At 73.0% G+C, this 17,858-nt stretch carries 18 protein-coding genes and 2 pseudogenes; 12 read left to right on the top strand and 8 right to left on the bottom strand.

The genetic code is table 11. The features are described 5' to 3' along the window. Positions 1-32: 32 nt before the first annotated feature. Positions 33-824 (top strand): annotated as a pseudogene (locus tag QIT00_RS33045) (nucleotidyltransferase domain-containing protein); the annotation flags it as partial. An 85-nt stretch (positions 825-909) separates the two neighbouring features. Here QIT00_RS33045 and QIT00_RS33040 read toward each other — a convergent pair. Further along, complete coding sequence (locus QIT00_RS33040) at positions 910-1,836, bottom strand: S1 family peptidase (protein WP_282539156.1); 927 nt, start codon at positions 1,834-1,836, stop codon at positions 910-912. Positions 1,837-1,980: 144 nt separating this feature from the next. Between QIT00_RS33040 and QIT00_RS33035 the strand changes: the two genes are divergently transcribed. From QIT00_RS33035 to QIT00_RS33025, 3 genes are all read left to right on the top strand, one after another. Continuing rightward, entirely contained in the window at positions 1,981-2,691 is a 711-nt protein-coding gene (locus QIT00_RS33035) for a hypothetical protein (RefSeq protein ID WP_282539155.1), read from the top strand. 441 nt (positions 2,692-3,132) lie between these two features. Continuing rightward, the gene (locus tag QIT00_RS33030) at positions 3,133-4,761 is read left to right on the top strand and encodes an MFS transporter (protein WP_282539154.1); all 1,629 of its coding nucleotides are present in this window, start codon (positions 3,133-3,135) and stop codon (positions 4,759-4,761) included. Positions 4,762-4,964: 203 nt separating this feature from the next. Continuing rightward, a complete protein-coding gene (locus QIT00_RS33025; protein WP_282539153.1) occupies positions 4,965-5,483 on the top strand; it encodes a lytic polysaccharide monooxygenase auxiliary activity family 9 protein in 519 nt (172 codons plus the stop codon). Positions 5,484-5,628: 145 nt separating this feature from the next. Here the strand turns inward: QIT00_RS33025 and QIT00_RS33020 are convergent, their stop codons facing one another. Further along, positions 5,629-6,345 (bottom strand): MmyB family transcriptional regulator, encoded by a 717-nt coding sequence (locus QIT00_RS33020; protein WP_282539152.1) that lies wholly within the window; start codon positions 6,343-6,345, stop codon positions 5,629-5,631. Between the two features lie 492 nt (positions 6,346-6,837). On the opposite strand from QIT00_RS33020, the gene QIT00_RS33015 reads away from it, so the two are divergent. Both QIT00_RS33015 and QIT00_RS33010 read left to right on the top strand, forming a co-directional pair. Next, a complete protein-coding gene (locus tag QIT00_RS33015; RefSeq protein WP_282539151.1) occupies positions 6,838-7,590 on the top strand; it encodes a helix-turn-helix domain-containing protein in 753 nt (250 codons plus the stop codon). A 70-nt stretch (positions 7,591-7,660) separates the two neighbouring features. Continuing rightward, complete coding sequence (locus tag QIT00_RS33010) at positions 7,661-8,194, top strand: toxin-antitoxin system, toxin component (protein WP_282539184.1); 534 nt, start codon at positions 7,661-7,663, stop codon at positions 8,192-8,194. A gap of 42 nt (positions 8,195-8,236) precedes the next feature. Here the strand turns inward: QIT00_RS33010 and QIT00_RS33005 are convergent, their stop codons facing one another. Together QIT00_RS33005 and QIT00_RS33000 are read right to left on the bottom strand one after the other, a co-directional pair. Then, positions 8,237-8,788, bottom strand: coding sequence for an HXXEE domain-containing protein (locus QIT00_RS33005; protein WP_282539150.1), 552 nt, complete (start codon positions 8,786-8,788; stop codon positions 8,237-8,239). 77 nt (positions 8,789-8,865) lie between these two features. Then, positions 8,866-9,327 carry a DUF3574 domain-containing protein gene (locus QIT00_RS33000; protein ID WP_282539149.1) on the bottom strand — a complete coding sequence of 154 codons (462 nt, stop codon included), beginning with the start codon at positions 9,325-9,327 and terminating at the stop codon, positions 8,866-8,868. 138 nt (positions 9,328-9,465) lie between these two features. Between QIT00_RS33000 and QIT00_RS32995 the strand changes: the two genes are divergently transcribed. Beyond that, positions 9,466-10,863, top strand: a complete 1,398-nt coding sequence (locus QIT00_RS32995) for an amidohydrolase (RefSeq protein WP_282539148.1) — start codon at positions 9,466-9,468, stop codon at positions 10,861-10,863. On the opposite strand, the gene QIT00_RS32990 is transcribed toward QIT00_RS32995, so the two are convergent. Together QIT00_RS32990 and QIT00_RS32985 are read right to left on the bottom strand one after the other, a co-directional pair. Then, positions 10,851-11,288, bottom strand: coding sequence for a hypothetical protein (locus QIT00_RS32990; protein WP_282539147.1), 438 nt, complete (start codon positions 11,286-11,288; stop codon positions 10,851-10,853). The two genes, QIT00_RS32995 and QIT00_RS32990, sit on opposite strands and share 13 nt — an antisense overlap. A gap of 52 nt (positions 11,289-11,340) precedes the next feature. Beyond that, on the bottom strand, positions 11,341-11,808 hold the full coding sequence (locus tag QIT00_RS32985) for an ATP-binding protein (RefSeq protein WP_349017221.1): 468 nt from the start codon (positions 11,806-11,808) through the stop codon (positions 11,341-11,343). Positions 11,809-12,073: 265 nt separating this feature from the next. Between QIT00_RS32985 and QIT00_RS32980 the strand changes: the two genes are divergently transcribed. The 3 genes from QIT00_RS32980 (at position 12,074) to QIT00_RS32970 (ending at position 14,116) form a co-directional block, all read left to right on the top strand. After that, positions 12,074-12,934 carry a helix-turn-helix domain-containing protein gene (locus QIT00_RS32980; RefSeq protein ID WP_282539146.1) on the top strand — a complete coding sequence of 287 codons (861 nt, stop codon included), beginning with the start codon at positions 12,074-12,076 and terminating at the stop codon, positions 12,932-12,934. Between the two features lie 84 nt (positions 12,935-13,018). Continuing rightward, entirely contained in the window at positions 13,019-13,234 is a 216-nt protein-coding gene (locus QIT00_RS32975; protein WP_282539183.1) for a DUF397 domain-containing protein, read from the top strand. A 78-nt stretch (positions 13,235-13,312) separates the two neighbouring features. Then, complete coding sequence (locus tag QIT00_RS32970; RefSeq protein ID WP_282539145.1) at positions 13,313-14,116, top strand: SAM-dependent methyltransferase; 804 nt, start codon at positions 13,313-13,315, stop codon at positions 14,114-14,116. Between the two features lie 12 nt (positions 14,117-14,128). Here the strand turns inward: QIT00_RS32970 and pdxR are convergent, their stop codons facing one another. Beyond that, a complete protein-coding gene (gene pdxR, locus QIT00_RS32965) occupies positions 14,129-15,571 on the bottom strand; it encodes a MocR-like pyridoxine biosynthesis transcription factor PdxR (protein ID WP_282539144.1) in 1,443 nt (480 codons plus the stop codon). Positions 15,572-15,618: 47 nt separating this feature from the next. Between pdxR and QIT00_RS32960 the strand changes: the two genes are divergently transcribed. Beyond that, a complete protein-coding gene (locus QIT00_RS32960) occupies positions 15,619-16,158 on the top strand; it encodes a carboxymuconolactone decarboxylase family protein (protein WP_282539143.1) in 540 nt (179 codons plus the stop codon). Positions 16,159-16,193: 35 nt separating this feature from the next. Here the strand turns inward: QIT00_RS32960 and QIT00_RS32955 are convergent. Beyond that, positions 16,194-16,876, bottom strand: a pseudogene (locus QIT00_RS32955) (NAD(P)-binding protein); the annotation flags it as partial. A gap of 136 nt (positions 16,877-17,012) precedes the next feature. Here QIT00_RS32955 and QIT00_RS32950 point away from each other — a divergent pair. Then, positions 17,013-17,858, top strand: an 846-nt coding sequence (locus QIT00_RS32950) for a D-2-hydroxyacid dehydrogenase family protein (protein WP_282539142.1), incomplete at its 3' end; no start/stop codon positions are given.

The raw sequence follows: 17,858 nt of genomic DNA, 5'->3' as shown, positions 1-17,858 counted from the left end.
GGGCCGTACGCGGGCGCCGCTAGCTTGGCCCTATGGAGCACAGCGCCACCACCCCCACGGCCGACGGCGACACCGATGAGGCTTTCCTCAACCGCCTCGCCGACCGCCTCTCCGCACTGCCCGCCGTCGAGGCCGTCACCCTCGGCGGCTCGCGCGCCCAGGGCACCCACACCGCCGAGAGCGACTGGGATCTGGCCGTGTACTACCGCGACACGGCGAGCGTCTCCTTCCACCCCGAGCAACTCCGCCTTACGGCACACGAGTTCGGCTGGGAGGGCGAGGTCTCCGAGATCGGCGGCTGGGGCGGCGGCGTCTTCAACGGCGGGGCCTGGCTCACCGTCGAGGGCCGCCGCGTGGACGTGCACTACCGCGACCTGGACGTCGTCGAGCGCGAACTGGCCGACGCCGGACAGGGCAGGTTCCGCTGGGAGCCGCTGATGTTCCACCTGGCCGGCATCCCCAGCTACCTGGTCGTCGCCGAACTGGCCGTCAACCGCGTGCTGCGCGGCGAACTCCCGCGCCCCGCCTACCCGCGGGCACTGCGGGCCGCGGCCCCGGAGGTGTGGCGCGGACGCGCGGCGCTCACCCTCATGTACGCCAAGGCCAACCACGCCCCGTACGGCCGCCTCACCGAGGTCGCGGGTGCGCTCGCCGTCGCCGCGGCCGAGGCGGCGCACGCGGTGCTCGCGGAGCGCGGGGAGTGGGTCACGAACGAGAAGACGCTCCTCGTCCGCGCAGGACTGCGTGACCTCGACGCCGTCCTGACGGGCCTCGCCCCGGAACCCGAGCCCCTGGTGAGGGCGGTGGAGCGGGTGGAGGAACTGCTGCTCGGACGGGAGCGACGAAGGCGGGTCGGGGCCGCCATCGGCCCCGACCCGCCCTCATGCATGGCTACTTGGCCTACTTGGCCTACTTGCCCGCGCCCGGCTTCGGCAGCCCGCAGCCCTCCGCGTCCAGGTCGATCTTGCTGCCCGCGCCCACGCACGGCACCATCTGGTACGTCTGCTGGCCGTAGTTGATGCCCTTGCGGACGGTCACCTCGCCGTTCTCGTCCACCTCGCACGGGTTGTTGACCGTGCACTCCTCGCCGCTCTCATTGCCGGTGTTGTTGACGGCGACCACCTTGCCGGTGGCGTCGTCCACGACCGGGGAGCCCGAGGTGCCGCCTATCGTCTTGCAGGCGTCGGTGTAGCGGACCGAGTCCTTCCAGGTCCAGTCGCCCTCCTTGAGGGTGTGCACGAACCCGTCGATGTCACAGCTGTACGTCTTCTTCCAGTACCCGGAGACGACCGTGATCGCGGTGCCCGCGGTGGGGTGCTCCGCGTTCAGCTCCAGGGCCTTGATGCCGTACTCGCTCTCGATCTGCTCGTACGTATCGGTGAGTTCGTACAGCGAGACGTCCGTGTCGGTCATCGTGCCGTACGCCAGCTTGCTCGCCTTCAGCGTGCCGATCTCGGCGCCCGAGGCGTTCAGCAGGTCGAAGGTGCGGCTGGACGGCTGGTCCACGAGGACCTCGCCCGGGCCGGGCATCCCGCCCTCCAGGCAGTGCCCGTTGGACATCACGAGCGCCGGGTCGCCCGCCTCGGCGTCCGGGGTGCGGACGACCGAGCCGGAACAGTTGCTGAGCGCCACCGTCCCGGCGAAGTCCACGGCCTTCGGCTTCTTCTTCGCCTTGCCGAGCAACTGGTCCAGTCCGGCGCCGAGTTCGGTGCCGGTCGCCGACTTGCCGGGCGCAGCGGGCGTATCGGAGGGCTCGGCCTGCGCCGCGGCGGGTGCGGCGCCCGCTCCCGCGAGCAGCAGCGCTGCCGCGAACGCGCCGACGAGAGGTTTCTTCATGTGGGGGTCCCCTCTGTGGCCGAGGGCCTTGGCGCCCTCGGCTTTGTCATGCGCATTCTTATGTGGTGAGCGCTCTGCGGACAACAGTGCGCGCCTGTCGGACAGTTGGTTGACCGCCGCCGACTCCCGGGTGAGAGTCACGCGGTGGAGATCAGTGAGCTGACGGGCAGTGAGCGACGGGTGTGGGAGGCGTTTCCGCACGGCGGCAGGGTCGACCTGGCCGGCGAGCCGGAGGAGAGCCGGGCCCTGCGCGCCGAGGTGCTGCGCGGCCTTCTCCTCGGCGACAACCGGCGCGACGACGACGTGGCCGCCCTGCGCGTCACCGGCGCCCTGATCACCGGGAAACTGGATCTGCGGTACGCCGTCGCGGAGTCCGCGATCAGCCTGCCGGCCTGTACGTTCGAGGAGCCGCTCGACCTGTACGGCGCGCGGTTGCGCCAGATCGACCTCAGCGGCTGCACGCTGCCCGCACTGCACGCCGCCACCGTCCGCGTCGACGGAGTGCTGCGCATCACCGGTTGCCGGATCCCCGGACCGGTACGGCTCGGCGGGGCTCAGCTGTCCGGCGCGTTCTTCCTCGACCCGGCCGAACTCGGCCGACCCGGACGGGAGTTGGGCGAACCCGTGCTCCAACCTGCACGGCATGCGACTGCGAGCGGTGGGCCGAAGGCGTCGCCGTCCGTTTCGGTCACGACCTGTGGGGCCCCCGGCTCGCGCGCGGGGTGCGCGTACCCGGCCAACTCAACTTCGCCTTCGCCCGGTTCGCCAACCCCGGCGGTACGGCCCTCAGGGTCAGCAGCGCCGTCGTCGGTGAGCTGTGGCTGCGCGAGGCGGACCGGATCGACGGCGAGCTGACCCTGCGCCGCTCACAGATAGAGCTCCTGCACATCGCACCCGCCACCTACCCGGACGTGGTCCGCCTCGACGGACTCGGCTACGCCACGCTCGACCCGCACGAACCCGCCGAGCACCGCCTCCAAGCAGCGCCGGCACCGGGCGACCCTGCCCGCGTACGCCAGGGCTGGGGCCATCTGCAGGACGCAGCGGTCGGCTACGGATTCCGGCCCGTGCGGGCGGCCGGCCGGCTCGCGTCGCCGCTGCTCGTCGGCACGGTCGCGTTCGCTCTCGACGTGCCGCGCGCCCTCAAACCCGAGGAGTCACCGCCCTTCCAACGCGCTCGCGTACGGGCTGATCGTCACCGGCTGGGTGCTCGCGACGACGATCGCGGCGGGCGTGACTCGGACGATCAGCCGACAGCGAGCGGCGCGGGCCCGCCCCGCGAGGGATGATCCGGGCATGAGCGAAGACGCCTCGCACCCCGCCGGAGCCCTGCGCACCCGCAGCGCGGCGGGCCGCTGGGTGCTCCTGACCACGGTCCTCGGCTCCGCCATGGCACTGCTCGACTCGACCGTCGTGAACGTCGCCCTGCCCCGCATCGGCGCCGACCTCGACGCGGATCTGGCCGCGCTGCAGTGGACCGTCAACGCGTACATGCTGACCCTGGCCGGGCTCATCCTGCTCGGCGGTGCGCTCGGCGACCGGTTCGGGCGGCGGAAGGTGTTCGTCCTCGGCGTGGTCTGGTTCGCGGCGGCCTCGCTGCTGTGCGGGCTCGCCCCGAACGCGGGCGTCCTGATCGCCGCCCGGGCCTTGCAGGGCATCGGCGGCGCCCTCCTCACGCCCGGCTCCCTCGCCCTGATCCAGGCCTCCTTCCACCCCGGCGACCGGGCCAGGGCGGTCGGCGTGTGGTCCGGGCTCGGCGGGGTCGGCGCGGCCGTCGGGCCGTTCCTCGGCGGCTGGCTGGTCGACGGACCGGGCTGGCGCTGGGTGTTCCTGCTCAACGTCCCGCTCGCCGCGGTGTGCGTGCCGGTCGCGCTGCGGCACGTACCCGAGTCGGCGGGCGGCGCCGAGGCCCGCGCGCACTCCTTCGACGTGCTCGGCGCGGCCCTCGGCGCCCTCGCGCTCGGCCTGCTCACCTACGCCCTGATCGCCGCCCCGGACGGCGCCGCGTCCCCGGCCGTGCTCGGCTCAGCCGTCGCCGGACTCGTCCTGGCCTGGCTGTTCGTCAGGGTCGAGCGGCGCCGCCCCGATCCGATGCTGCCGCCGTCGCTGTTCCGGGCCCGCCTGTTCACCTCCGTCAACATCGTCACCCTCTGCGTGTACGGGGCGTTCGGCGGCTTCTTCTTCCTGGCCGCGCTGCAACTCCAGGTCGTCGCGGGTTACTCGGCCCTCGGCGCCGGTACCGCGCTGCTGCCGACGACGGTCCTGATGCTGCTGCTCTCCGCCCGCTCCGGCGACCTCGCTCAGCGGACCGGGCCGCGCCTGCCGCTCACCGTCGGGCCGCTGCTGTGCGCGGCGGGCATGCTCCTGATGCTGCGCGTCGACGGTACGCACACCTCGTACGCCACCGATGTGCTGCCCGCCATGGTCGTGCTCGGGCTCGGCATGGTCACCCTCGTCGCCCCGCTCACCGCGACCGTCCTCGCCTCGGTGGACACCGCGTACGCCGGACTCGCCAGCGGGGTCAACAACGCGGCCGCCCGCGCCGCCGGGCTCGTCACCGTGGCGGCGCTGCCGCTGCTCGTCGGCATGGGGCCCGAGGCGTACCGCTCGGCGGCGGAGTTCGGGGGCGCGTTCCGGCGTGCGATGCCGCTGTGCGCCGGGCTCCTTGCCCTGGGCGCCCTCGTCGCCTGGTGGACGGTGCGGGCGCCCGAGGCGGAGCGCGCCGAGCGCTGCCACCCGGAGTGCCGTACGAACTGCGCGGTGGCGGGACCGCCGTTGGAGCCGTCGGAGGCGGCGGGGGAGGGGCGTTGGGAAGGGCGCCACGAAGGGAGCCCGGAGGAGCGCCGGGAGGAGCACTGGGAGGAGCACTGGGAGGAGCGCCGGGAGGAGCCCGAGCCTCCGGAGGCTCCGCGCGATTCCGGCTGACCTCTTGACCGTGGCCGGACAACCGCTATGGTCTGTGCCCAAGGTCTAGACCAAGAATGAGCGTGAACTCCCGTAGTGGGCCGCTGAGTTGGCGCCCTGGCGGTCCGCCGGGCTGTGCACCTTCACGCTCCTTCACCTCCCCCCACCGAGCGGAGCCGTCGTACCCCACGAGAGCGGCGGCTCACTGCAGTGAAGGAGTAGCCATGCAGCGAAACCGGAAGCTGGCCTTCGCCCTGGGCGCGGGCATCGCACCGCTCATCGCCCTGACCCTGTCCACCGGCACCGCCAGCGCGCACGGATACGTCAACTCGCCGCCCAGCAGGCAGGCCCAGTGCGCCGCGGGGACCGTCCCGTGCGGTGCGATCAAGTACGAGCCGCAGAGCGTCGAGGGCCCCAAGGGCCTGAAGAGCTGCGCGGGCGGCAACGAGCGCTTCGCCGAGCTGGACGACGACAACAAGGGCTGGGCCGTCACCCCGGTCGGCAGCTCCCAGGACTTCACCTGGAAGCTGACCGCCCGGCACGCCACCAGCACCTGGGAGTACTTCCTCGGCGGCAGCAAGATCGCGTCGTTCGACGACGGCGGCGCCCAGCCCGGAGAGACCGTCACGCACAACGTGAACTTCGGCGGCGCCACCGGCAAGCAGAAGGTGCTCGCGGTGTGGAACATCGCCGACACGTCGAACGCCTTCTACGCCTGCATCGACGTCAACATCGGCGGCTGAGCGATTTGTACGGGGACGGGCCCGTACCGTCGACTCGGTCACCGCCGATCGCCCTGCGGGCTCGTCCTCAAACGCCGGACGGGCTGATAAATCAGCCCCTCCGGCGTTTGAGGAGCGGGGGCCCGGGGGCTGGCCCCCGAAGCACTCACGCCCGCGGACGCACGACCCGCAGTAGGGGCGGCGAGCCCTGCGGGGTGCTCGCGGCGGGGCGGGCCGTGGTCTCCTCCCGCCGCCGCCCAGGCTCGTGCAGGATCAACGTCAGCCGGGTCAGACCGCGTTCACGCAGCGTGCCGGGCGTGTCCGTGACGATCCGGCACGTGGTGGTGCCCCAGGCCGGATCCGGGTGCCGCAGCGAACGCACCGCCCCGTCGTGGTCCAGGGCGGCCGGGCCCACGCTGTGCATCCAGCGGGGCAGCCCCTGCTGGTAGGCGGCGTTCATCAGCGGGTCACGGGCGATCTCCTCGCGGATGTCGCGCAATGTGGCGTCCTGCCCGTGCGCGTCGAGGGCCGCCGAGAACTGCGCGAGCAGCGGCAGGCACCAGCCCGTCTCGTGCTCGCGGAGCACCCTGCCGGCGTCCGGGTGGAAGAGGACGAACCGCAGCAGGTTCTCGCCCGGCATCGCCGAGGCCACCTCCCGCACCTCCCGGAAGAGGCTCTCGTACGCGGGATTGGCGGCCAGGACGTTCCACGCGTGATCGACGAGGAGGGACGGGTGGGGCGTGGCGGCGATCAGCGCGGTGTAGTCGCGGAGGTAGGCCCGCAGTGCCAACTCACGCTCTGCGGAGGTCGGTTGGGCCTTGCCGGTGCCGTGGGGCCAGGCCTTCAGGGAGCCGGAGGATCCGGACGCCGGGTCATTCGCCATCGAGATCATTCGTCATCGAGACGCTGTCCCTCCCGTGGAGTGAGACCTTCCGTACGCGGGTCCGCGAGGCGGTTCCTCGGGCCCGGACCGGTCCGCGGTGCTCCCTGCCCGGCTGCGACCGTCCGTTACGTACTTTGTTGAAGGCGATACTCCTTGTCCCGCAGACCGTGTGTCAATGATCGTGGCATTTCCTGCCGCAGGCCGATCGCTTTGCGCCACAGCTGTGGCAAGTCTTGGCCGGGCCGTTGCGGACCGACTACCCTCCGGGCAGCCCCGGTTGTTGTCCGAAGCCGGTACGGCACCGGCGTCGAGCCGCCCAAGTACGCCCAGGGCAAGGAGAGTTCCCCAGAGTTCCCCGGAGTTCCGTGGAATTTCCCGGAACTCTCCGGAGTTCCCCGAGGTGAGCGCCGTGCGAGAGGTCCGCCGGACACGACGCGGCCGTACGGAACGACAGTTGACCGAATCGAAGCTCTCGACGTAGGAGACCCACCGGTGACTGATGACTTCTCGGTTCCCGGTCCGGCAGCCGCCGGGCCGCTCGCCGTGGTGGTCGCCCGAGTCGCCGAACTCGCCGACCGGGTCGGCGTGCCCCGCGCCGAGGCCTTCCGGCCCGCCAAGCTCTCCGCGGAGTCCGGCGTGCCCGTCCCGGTCGTCGAGGAGCTGCTCGCAGGACGGTCCGGGGGCGAGGCAGACCTCCAGGCGCGCTTCCTGCAACGCTTCGCCCTGCTGCGCAAGACCCGGCTCAAGCCCGACGGCCGGCGGTACACGCAGCAGGAGATCGCCCACGGCGCGGGCATGTCACGTCAGCAGGCCGGCGCCCTCATCAACGGCGACCGGCGCCCCACCATGGAGCACTGCGCCGCCATCCAGCGGTTCTTCAAGGTGCACGCCGGATTCCTCACCGCCGAGGACACCGACGCCCTGACCGGCGCGCTGCGGCGCGTGGAGGAGGAGTTGCGCCAGCGCCAGGCCGGGCTCCCGGAGGAGCGCCCGCCGGTCGACGCGGCCGGGCACGCCGGAGCGCCGGGATCCGCCGCGGCCCCGTCGACCGCGCCCGCGGCCGCGGCGGAGGGGACGGAAGAGGCCGCCGACGGCCCGGCGGACCCGCTGCAGCGCCTGCTGCAGGACCACGGGGTGCGCGGCATCGCCTGGCGCGCCGCCCAACTGCCCACCGACAAGCACCGGGACACGGTCACGGAGTGGCTGGACATGCTCCTGGAGAACGTGCGGCGGTCGGAGTCCTGATGGCCGCCGCCAGGAGCAGCACCAGGTTCAGGAGCGAGGCACGGAGAGAACCGTGGGGATAGCCAAGGACATGCGCAGGCTCTGCGCCGACCTGCTCGCCGGAGTCGAGTCGGCCGCGCCCGCCCGCCCCCAGGACCTGCACGCGGCGCTCTGCGAGGCGATGAGCCGGCGCCGCGGCCGCCCCGTACGGCTGCGCACCGCCTCGTTCCCGCCCGGCACCGCCAGCGGGCTCTGGCTCGACATGGTCGACCAGGACCTGATCGTGATCGAGGAGCGCACCGCCCCCGACCACCAACTCGTCATTCTGGGACATGAGTTGTGGCACATGGAGGCCGGGCACGCCAGCCACCACGTGGAGGGCGCGGGCGTCGCCGCCCGGCTGCTCGCCGACGAGGCCGACCTCCAGGCGACCGTCCTCAAGGTCGCGGCCCGCACCCACTTCGACCACCATGACGACGAGAGCGACGCGGAGAGCTTCGGCCTGCTCCTCGCCAGCAGATGCCGTGCCTGGCTCATCGGGACGGACCAGGCGGGCCCGGCCGGCCGCGACCGCCTCATCGGCCGCATCGAGGCCTCGCTGGGATACCGCCGCCCACGCGGCTGAGGGACCAGGCTCAGGACCAACTCGCCCTGGACACAGACTGGTTCACCCCATCCGCCGCACCGACAGCACCCTCCGCGCCGCCGCGTGCGCCCCCACCGCCGCCACCCCCGCAAGGCCCAGGCTCAGCGCCGCGTCCTTGGCGGTCGTCGGCCGCAGCACACCCGCGCGGCGCAAGCGGCCGCGCGCCCACAGCGTGAACGGCACCACCAACAGGGGCGAGGTGGCCGAGCCCGGCGTATAGCCACGGGTGGCGGCGGCCTGGGCGAGGTGGACCAGGCCGTGCAGACCGAACCCGTCGAGCACCGACTGGTAGTACGCCGAACGCCCGCCCGTGCGATGCCCGTCCGCCGCAGCCGACGCCACCACGAGCCCCACCCCGGCCATCGCGACGGCGAACTCCCGCCCCCGCATGCCCTCCATGCTCCGCCACAGCCGCTCCGGCACCTGCGGAAAGCGCCGCCGCAGCTCCGGAATCCGCGTACGCGTCCAGCGCGGCACGGTCGCCAGCTCCTCCAGGTCATGCACCAGCCAGGCCGCGAACAGGCCGAGAGTGACGGCGGCGTCGACCCGCCCGGGCTCAGGAGTTCGATTCATGCCCGCAGTCTGTCAGCGGGGCCGGAGCCGGAGCCGCACCCCGGGAATGAGCCGCAACCCTCAGACCCCTCAGACCCTCAGAAGTCGACCCTCAGCCGGTCGTCGATCCGCGCCACCGCCTCCTGCCCGTACGCGCGGATGTACGCGTCCCGGATCCGCTCCACCTGCGGATCGCGCTCCGCGGCCGACGCCGCCGGATACAGCAGGACCAGCTCGTACGAACGCTCCCGCTCCACCGTGCCGTGCGCGTCCCGCCACTGGCCGTGGCCGGTCTGCACGGTCAGGCCCTCCGGGAAGCGCGGGGTCACCTCGCGGTCCACGAAGTCCATGAACTGCCGGTCCGTCACATCGGGACCGCCGTCGGGCCGTTCGGTGCCGAACATCAGCCGGGTCTCGACATACGCGTCCCCGCGCGCACCGGCCGCGGAGACCGGCTCCTTGTCGAGCGAGGCGTACGCGGCGGGCGCGCCCACCGTGAGGGTCGTCAACGCGAGTGCGGCGACGGCGAGTCGGGTACGGGCGGAGGCGGTGCGGGGCATGCGGATCCCTTGGTCGGAGGGGTGGGGAGCGGGCCACGGACGGTTGCCCGGGACCCGGCGCCGCTCACTATGGCAAGGACATCTGCCGAGTTGTCCGGACACGCCGCGACGCCGCCCGCAAGCCCCTACCTTGGCGGGATGACAGCGACCGACCAGCCTGCCGCCGAACCTCCCGCCCCCGGCGCGCGCGGCCCCGCCGACCTCGTCGTCACCCACTGCACCGCGCTCGTGCACGACCCCGAGGGCCGCGTCGGCTTCGCCGCCGACCGCGCGATCGTCGTCCGCGACGGCATCGTCGCCGCCCTCACCTCCAGCGCGGAGGCCGCGCGCCTGGACGCCGTCGAACGCATCGACGCACACGGCCAGGTCGCCCTGCCCGGCCTGGTCAACTGCCATACGCACAGCCCGATGGTGGCCCTGCGCGGCATCGCCGAGGACCTGCCCGTCGAGGAGTGGTTCAACGACTGGATCTGGCCCATCGAGTCCAACCTCACCGACCGCGACGTGGCGCTCGGGGCGCGGCTCGCCTGCGCCGAGATGATCCGCGGCGGCGTGACCTGCTTCGCCGACCACTACTTCGCGATGGAGTCGGTCGCCGACGCCGTCACCGACAGCGGCCTTCGCGCCCACCTAGGCGCCGCCTACTTCTCCTCCCAGGGGCCCGAAGGCCGCGCCCGCTCCCTGGAGTTCGCCCTCGACCACAGGGGCGCCGCCGACGGCCGCATCACCACGTGCCTCGCGCCGCACGCCCCGTACACCGTGGACGACGCCGACCTCGCCGCCATCGCCCAACTCGCCCAGGAACACGGCCTGTCCGTGCACATCCACGCCGCCGAGAACCGCGACCAGACCGAGTCGAGCCTCGCCCGCACGGGCCGTACGCCCATCGAGACCCTGCAGCGCGCCGGACTCCTCGACGAGGGCGTCGAGCTGCTGATCGCGCACGCCACCGGACTCGTGGAACGCGACCTCGACGTGCTCGGCGCCGCAGGCGGGCGGGTCGCCGTGGCGAGCGCGCCGCGCGGCTACCTGAAGTTCGCCTGGGACACCACGCCTGTACGCGCCCTCGCTCGGCTCGGCATCCCCGTCGGCCTCGCCACGGACGGCGCCGCGTCCAACAACACTCTCGACGTGTGGGAGGCCATGACGCTCACCGCGCTCGTCCAGAAGCAGTCCACCGGCGACCCGGCCTGGCTCACCGCCCGCCAGGCCCTGCACCACGCCACCCTGCAGAGCGCCCACGCCGTCGGCCTCGGCGACACCGTCGGCTCCCTCGCGCCGGGCCGGCGGGCCGACCTGATCCTCGTCGATCTGAGCGGCCCGCACACCCGGCCCGTGCACGACCTCGCCGCGACCCTCGTGCACAGCGCGCGCTCCGCCGACGTCACCACGACGATCGTCGACGGCAAGGTCCTGATGCGCGACCGCGAGCTGCTCACCCTGGACGTCCCGCGCATCGCGGCCCAACTGGAGGAACGGCTACCGGAGTTGACCCGCCGCGCACCCGGCCGACGGATCCAGGACTACCGCCCCTGACACCCGGTGGGCGAGGCCGGTGCCGTGCGCGTCGTACGCATCCAGAGCGGGACCGTGCCCGTGATCCGGCAGACCGTGAGGTACAGCGGGATCGGCGGCGTGTAGGGGGCCGTGCCCTCGGGCCGGTGCACGAGCCGGGGCGCGCTCGGGCCGGACGGGAGCCGCGCCCCCGCCGCGTACCGCAGCGGAAGCGGCCAGTCCAGGGAGACCGAGGAGCCCGACGGAACGATCCACCACCAGCGGGCGCCGTCCTCGTACACACAGCCGATGCGCGGCAGCCGGGCCCGTACCTGGTGCCCGAACTCCTCGGGCATGCCCACGGCGTCGCAGCCGAGCGGGGTCGTCATGCCCTCGGGCAGCTCCAGGGGAACGTCATGGGGCAGGCGCGCCAGCGAGGCGAGCTTCGTCAAGGTCAGTACGCGCATCCCGCCACCCCGGTCTCCGTGCGGGCCGCTCCCGTACCGTCTTCGGCCCGCGTCACGCGGCCGCCGCCCCGGCAGACCGCGGCAGCTCGGCCCAGACCATCAAGCCGGGCCCGTCCTCCTGGGCGCCCCACGCGGAGCTCACCGCCGAGACGAGCAGCAGGCCACGGCCGTGGTCCTCGTCGCCGGAGCGCGCGGGGTGCGGATGGGGGCCGCCGTGCCTGCCGGGGCCCTCGTCGCGTACGACTATCCGGACATGGCCCGCGGTCGGGTCGTCCGTGAGGTCGCAGACGATCTGCCGGCTCACCGTGTGCACGAGGGCGTTGGTGACCAGCTCGGAGACGACGAGTGCCGCCGTGTCACAGGTGTCGGGGCACACCGCGAAGCCCGAGAGGTGCTCGCGCGTCAGGCGTCTGGCGTGCGGCACGGAGTCGGGGCTCGCGGCCAGCTCGAAACGGCAGCGGCGGTCGCCGAACGGCGCCCCGGCAGGGGACTGCACAGCATGGGTCTTACCGAGTGCCACGGCCGGTTCCTAACGGGGCGGACGAGTTCACGCCTGCCACTATCTCCCCGCCGCGAACACTTGGCAAGCGCCACTCTGAAAAGTGCAGAGTGCAGTGTTCCTCGCGGAGTGCCCGTGGCACACTTCTCCAGCGGCATCCGTACGGCGCCGCGCGGGCAGGGATTTTCCCGCTGGCGGGCAGCGTTTTTTCCTATGTCCGACAGCTTTTTTCCCGTTGGCCGACAGCGATCACCGGCGACGGACCCCAGGCGAGACGGAGGCAGCAGTGAGCGAACCGCGGTCCGCTCCCACCGTGGGTCAGGTCGTTCTCGGCAAACGTCTCCAGGAGCTCCGTGAGCACGCCGGGCTCAAGCGCGAGGAGGCCGCACGCGTCCTGCGCGTCGCCCCCGCCACGGTCCGCCGCATGGAGACCGCCGAGGTCACGCTGAAGATTCCGTATCTCCAGCTGCTGCTCAAGGCGTACGGCGTCGATGACGAGGAGGCCGACTCCTTCGTCACGCTCGCCGAGGAGGCCAACAAGGCCGGCTGGTGGCAGCGCTACCACGACATCCTGCCGAGCTGGTTCTCCATGTACGTCAGCCTGGAGGGCGCCGCCAGCCTGATCAGGTCGTACGAGCCGCACTTCGTGCCCGGTCTGCTGCAGACCGAGGACTACGCCCGTGCCGTGATGCGCTCCGGAGCCGTCGGCCGCACCGACGACGCCGAGATCGAGCGGCATGTGGCGCTGCGCATGCAGCGCCAGGAACTGCTCGCCCAGGACGACGCCCCGAGGCTGTGGGTCGTCATGGACGAGACCGTGCTGCGCCGGACGGTCGGCGGGCCCGAGGTGATGCGGGCGCAGCTCGACCGCCTCCTGGAGGCCACGCGGCTGCCCCACGTGACCCTGCAGGTCGCCGAGTTCGCCCAGGGCCACCACCCGGGCACCTACGGCCCGTTCGTGCTCTTCCGCTTCGGGGTGCCCGAGCTGCAGGACATGGTCTACGCCGAGTACCTGACCGGCGCGGTCTATCTGGACCGCCGGGCCGAGGTCGTCACGTACCTGGAGGTCATGGACCGGATGGCGGCGCAGTCGGCGACGGCACACCGCACGAAGGAGATCCTCCGGGGTCTCCGCAAGGAGCTGTGAATGGACCGCATATCCGTCGAGGACCACGTGGACCCCGCGGACCCCGCGGGCCGCGCCGACGAGGGCGGCTGGGTCTACAACGGGATGCCCGCGCGCGACCTCGGCACGGAGGGCTGGCACAAGCCCTGGAGCGGCGGCAACGGCGGCAACTGCGTCGAGGCGATGAAGCTCGCCGACGGCCGCGTCGCCGTGCGCCAGTCCGCCGACCCGGACGGGCCCGCCCTGATCTACACGACCAGCGAGATCCACGCCTTCATCCAGGGCGCGAAGTCCGGCCAGGCCGACTTCCTGCTGTCCTGAGCCGCACCCTTTCGCCGTTTCCTCCTTTCCTCCTTATCTCTTTTCCTCCTTTTCTCCGTTCACCGCTTGGAGCGCGCCATGACCGGGCCCGACCCCATCGACACGACCAGGCCGCACCCGGCCCGGATGTACGACTGGTTCCTCGGCGGAAAGGACAACTACCCCGTCGACGTGGAGATGGGCAGGCAGCTCGTCGCCATGGACCCGCGCACCCTGACCATGGCCCGCGCCAACCGCGCCTTCATGCAGCGCGGCACGGACTGGCTGGCCCGGCAGGGCGTACGGCAGTTCCTGGACATCGGCACCGGCATCCCCACCGAGCCGAACCTCCACCAGATCGCCCAGCGCGTCGCCCCCGAGAGCCGGGTCGTCTACTGCGACAACGACCCGATCGTGCTGCGGCACGCGGAGGCCCTGCTGCGCTCGACGCCCGAGGGTGTCACCGAGTATCTGCAGGCCGACGCGCGGGAGCCGCGGACCATCGTCGAACAGGCCCGTGAAGTCCTGGACTTCGACCGGCCGGTGGCGCTCTCCCTGATCGCCCTGCTGCACTTCGTCTCCGACGAGCAGGGCGCGTACGAGCTGGTGCGCAGCCTCATGTCCGAGCTGCCGTCGGGCAGCTACCTGATGCTGTCCCATGGCACCGGCGAGTTCACGCCCGACAACGCGCGGGCCGCCACCGAGATGTACCGCGCCCGCGGCCTCACCCTCGCCCTGCGCGACCGCGCCGAGGTCGCCCGGTTCTTCGACGGCCTCGAACTGGTCGAGCCGGGCGTCGAGATCGTCACGCGCTGGCGGCCGGAGCCGGGCGCGAACGGCTTCGAGGCGGACGAGTCGGAGGGGCCGACTCCGGGATTCGTGGGGATCGGGCGCAAGCCGTAGGCGCGCGTCTTCTCACGACCCGTCAGGGGGCAGGACGGCGCACAGCGCGTCCACGGCCGCCGGGTAGGCGTGCTCCGGTGGCGTCGCGTACCCCACGACCAGGCCCTCGCGCCGCGCGCCCGTCGCGTCCGGGTGCCGGAACTCCGCCAGGCCGTCCAGGGCGAGGCCCTGCCACCGCGCCGCCTTCAGCGTCGACCGCTCCGTGCCGGGCGGCAGCCGCAGCACCGCGTGCAGGCCCGCCGCGACCCCGGTGACCGGGATGTGCGGGGCGCGCGCCGCCAGGGCCTGCACCAGACGGTCGCGCCGGCGCCGGTAGCGCAGCCGCATCCGCCGCACATGACGGTCGTACGCGCCGCATTCGAGGAAGTCCGCGAGCGCCAGCTGGTCCGGCACACCCGTCCATGCCTCCCGCTCGCCCTTGACCCGCAGCACGGCGTCGACCAGATGCTCGGGCAGCACCATCCAGCCCAGCCGCAGCGCGGGGGAGAGGCTCTTGCTGACCGAGCCGAGATAGACCACCCGCTCCGGGTCGAGGCCCTGCACCGCGCCCACCGGACGACGGTCGTAGCGGAACTCGCCGTCGTAGTCGTCCTCCAGCACCAGGGCACCACGCGCGCGTGCCCAGTCGACGGCCGTCGCGCGCCGCTCCGCGTGCAGCGGGCCGCCGGTCGGGAACTGGTGCGCGGGGGAGAGCAGCACACCCCGCTGGTCACGCAACTCGTCGGTGCGCGCGCCCTGTTCGTCCAACGGCAGCGGAACCGTCCGTACCGCCGCGTCGGCGAGCAGCGCGCGATGGAAGGCGAGCCCGTACTCCTCCACGGCGAGCGGACCCTCAAGCGCGCCGCCGCCGCGCCCGCCCGCGCCGCCGAACAGCAGCCGCAGCGCGTGGGCGAAGCCCGCGCAGATCACGATCCGCTCCGGGTCGGTCCGCACGCCACGCGCGCGTGCCAGATACGTGGCGAGCGCCGTGCGCAGCTCGGTCCGGCCCTGCGGCGAGCCCGGCCCGAACGCCTCGTGCGGCGCCGCGTTCACGGCCCGCCGCACGGACGCCACCCAGGCCGTACGCGGGAACGAGGCCGGATCCGGCTGCCCCTGCCGCAGGTCGAACCGGGGCCCACGCGCGCGTGCGGGCGATTTCTTCGGTACGCGGACGGGGCTCGCGGGGGCGGCCCGCTCGGCGACCCGGGTGCCCGAGCCCTGGCGCGCGACCAGCCAGCCCTCGGCGACCAGCTCCGCGTACGCCTCGGCGACGGTGTTGCGGGCGATGCCGAGGTCGGCCGCGAGGGCGCGGTAGGGCGGCAGCAGGGTGCCGGGAGCGAGACGGCCCGACCGTACGGCTGAGCGCAGCGCGTGCTGCAGGGCGAGGCGGCGGCTGCCGGTGGGCGGGAGGTCGAGGTGCAGGTCGGTGCCGGTCGACGGCTCGGCGGGCCCGTGATTGACCTCAGAAACTCCCATGGAATTGCACCCTACAGTGGGTCTTTCGGGCCCGTAGGTTCGTGGTCATGAGCAACGAGACGACGTACGAGACGACGTACGAGACGACGTACGAGACGACGTACGACACGACGAACCCCCTGGTCGGGCGGCCGGTCCGGGTCAACTTCGCCAAGGCCGCGCCCCGCGCCTTCAAGGCGCTGATCGGCTTCGACGCCGCCGCCCGCGCGGGCCTGGACCCGGCCCTGGTCGAGCTGGTCCAGATCCGGTCCTCGCAGCTGAACGGCTGCGCCTACTGCCTGCACATGCACACCGGTGACGCCCGTAAGGCGGGTGAGAGCGACGAGCGGCTGCACATGGTCGGCGTCTGGCGCGAGGCCCGGCACTTCTTCACCGAGCGCGAGCAGGCCGCCCTCGCCCTCGCCGAGTCCGTCACCCTGGTCGCGGGGGGCGGTGTGCCGGACGACGTGTACGCCGACGCCGACGCCCGCTTCTCCGAGGAGGAGCTGGCCCAGCTGATCGCCCTGATGACCGCCATCAACACCTGGAACCGGGTCGCCCTCGCCACCGGCAAGGTGGCGGGCACGGACGAGCGGGCCGCGGCCTGAACTTCCGTACCGGAGCGGGAGGTTCCAGCGGGGTGCTACGCCCGCATCGGCCGGGCGTCCGCCGTGATCGGTGCGGGCAGGCGGGTGGCTCCGGTCAGGCAGCGGTCCACCGCGGCCGCCGCCGCCCGGCCCTCCGCGATGGCCCAGACGATCAGTGACTGCCCGCGGGCCGCGTCGCCCGCCGCGTACACCCCGGGCGCGCCCGTCGCGAACCCGGAGTCCCGTCGCAGCACCCCACGTTCGTCAAGTCCGAGCCCCAACTGCCCGATCAGGCCGTCCTCCTTGTCCGCCGCGGGGGCGGTGCCGAGCCGGTCCGCCTCCGGGTCGTGGCAGGCGCGGTTGGCGTACGGCAGGTACTCCATCGCCTGGTGCATGCCCCTTGACTCCCGCCCCGGAACCGGGAGTTCACGCCAGGCCGTGGTGCCCGTCGCGAGCACGAGCGCGTCGTGCCGCCGCCGCAGCTCGCCCGCCAGGTCGTCCCGCTCGTACACCACCACCGTATGCCCCACCCGCGTCAACTGCTGGGCCGCCGCGAGGCCCGCCGGGCCCGAGCCGCCGTCGGCGACGGCCACCTCGACGCTCTTGATGGTGACCGCGGGCTGGTTGATCGCGAGGACACAGCCGCCGCCTCGCAGGGCGCGGGGCGCAACCTGCCGGTGAGTTCGGGGAAGTTGTTGGTCGCGTGCAGCCGCTCGCTCGCCGCGTGCCAGTCGTCCCGCGCTGGTGGCTCTTGAGTGTGCTGTCCGGCCTTCGGTGGCCGCTTCGCCGGTGCGGGCGGCGGTCGCCCGCTCGTCCGCCGAGAGCGCCGTCTACGCTGACGGTGGACCGCGGACGATCACGCTGAGGGAGTGGAAATGGCCAAGCTGCGCTGCGCCGTGCTCGACGACTACCAGGGCGTCGCCCTGTCCACGGCCGACTGGTCACCGCTCGCCAAGGACATCGACATCCATGTCGTACGCGAGTACCTGGACGACGAGGACTCGGTGGCCGCCGAGATCGCGGACTGCGAGATCGTCGTCATCATGCGTGAGCGCACCCCGTTCCCCGCCTCGCTCCTCGCCCGCCTCCCCAAGCTGCGCCTGCTGATCACCTCCGGGATGCGCAACGCCTCCGTCGACCTGGACGCCGCCGCCCGGCACGGCGTGACGGTCTGCGGCACACCCAGCAACTCCGAGCCGCCCGCCGAGCTGACCTGGGCCCTGATCCTCGGTCTCGCCCGCCACGTCCTGCCGGAGGGCGGCGCGCTGCGGGACGGCGGCCCCTGGCAGTCCACGCTCGGCGCCGACCTGCACGGGCGGCGCCTCGGCGTCGTCGGGCTCGGCAGAATCGGCACCAAGGTCGCCCGGGTCGGCCGCGCCTTCGGCATGGACGTGACGGCCTGGAGCCAGAACCTCACCGCGGAGCGCGCCGCGGCCGCCGACGTGGAGCTCGCCGCGTCCCTCCCCCACCTGCTGTCCCGCAGTGACTTCGTCTCCCTGCACGTCCAGCTCGGCGACCGTACGCGCGGCCTCATCGGCGAGCCCGAGCTGCGCCTGATGCGCCCCGGCGCGTACCTCGTGAACACCTCCCGCGCGGCACTCGTCGACCAGGACGCCCTCCTCCGCGCCCTGCACGAGGGCTGGATCGCGGGCGCGGGCGCCGACGTCTTCGACCGGGAGCCCCTGCCCGCCGCCCATCCGCTGCGCACCGCCCCGAACTTC

This window comes from Streptomyces luteolus (assembly GCF_029968015.1).
Lineage (GTDB): Bacteria > Actinomycetota > Actinomycetes > Streptomycetales > Streptomycetaceae > Streptomyces > Streptomyces luteolus.
Note: the sequence above shows the minus strand (reverse complement) of the source record. Positions and strands in the feature narration are given on the sequence as shown.

Excerpts from the sequence above, each read along its gene's own strand:
- QIT00_RS33040 (WP_282539156.1), bottom strand. The coding sequence starts at position 1,836 with ATGAAGAAACCTCTCGTCGGCGCGTTCGCGGCAGCGCTGCTGCTCGCG.
- QIT00_RS33030 (WP_282539154.1), top strand. The coding sequence starts at position 3,133 with ATGAGCGAAGACGCCTCGCACCCCGCCGGAGCCCTGCGCACCCGCAGC.
- QIT00_RS33025 (WP_282539153.1), top strand. The coding sequence starts at position 4,965 with ATGCAGCGAAACCGGAAGCTGGCCTTCGCCCTGGGCGCGGGCATCGCA.
- QIT00_RS33020 (WP_282539152.1), bottom strand. The coding sequence starts at position 6,345 with ATGGCGAATGACCCGGCGTCCGGATCCTCCGGCTCCCTGAAGGCCTGG.
- QIT00_RS33010 (WP_282539184.1), top strand. The coding sequence starts at position 7,661 with ATGCGCAGGCTCTGCGCCGACCTGCTCGCCGGAGTCGAGTCGGCCGCG.
- QIT00_RS33005 (WP_282539150.1), bottom strand. The coding sequence starts at position 8,788 with ATGAATCGAACTCCTGAGCCCGGGCGGGTCGACGCCGCCGTCACTCTC.
- QIT00_RS33000 (WP_282539149.1), bottom strand. The coding sequence starts at position 9,327 with ATGCCCCGCACCGCCTCCGCCCGTACCCGACTCGCCGTCGCCGCACTC.
- QIT00_RS32995 (WP_282539148.1), top strand. The coding sequence starts at position 9,466 with ATGACAGCGACCGACCAGCCTGCCGCCGAACCTCCCGCCCCCGGCGCG.
- QIT00_RS32990 (WP_282539147.1), bottom strand. The coding sequence starts at position 11,288 with ATGCGCGTACTGACCTTGACGAAGCTCGCCTCGCTGGCGCGCCTGCCC.
- QIT00_RS32975 (WP_282539183.1), top strand. The coding sequence starts at position 13,019 with ATGCCCGCGCGCGACCTCGGCACGGAGGGCTGGCACAAGCCCTGGAGC.
- QIT00_RS32970 (WP_282539145.1), top strand. The coding sequence starts at position 13,313 with ATGACCGGGCCCGACCCCATCGACACGACCAGGCCGCACCCGGCCCGG.
- pdxR (WP_282539144.1), bottom strand. The coding sequence starts at position 15,571 with ATGGGAGTTTCTGAGGTCAATCACGGGCCCGCCGAGCCGTCGACCGGC.
- QIT00_RS32960 (WP_282539143.1), top strand. The coding sequence starts at position 15,619 with ATGAGCAACGAGACGACGTACGAGACGACGTACGAGACGACGTACGAG.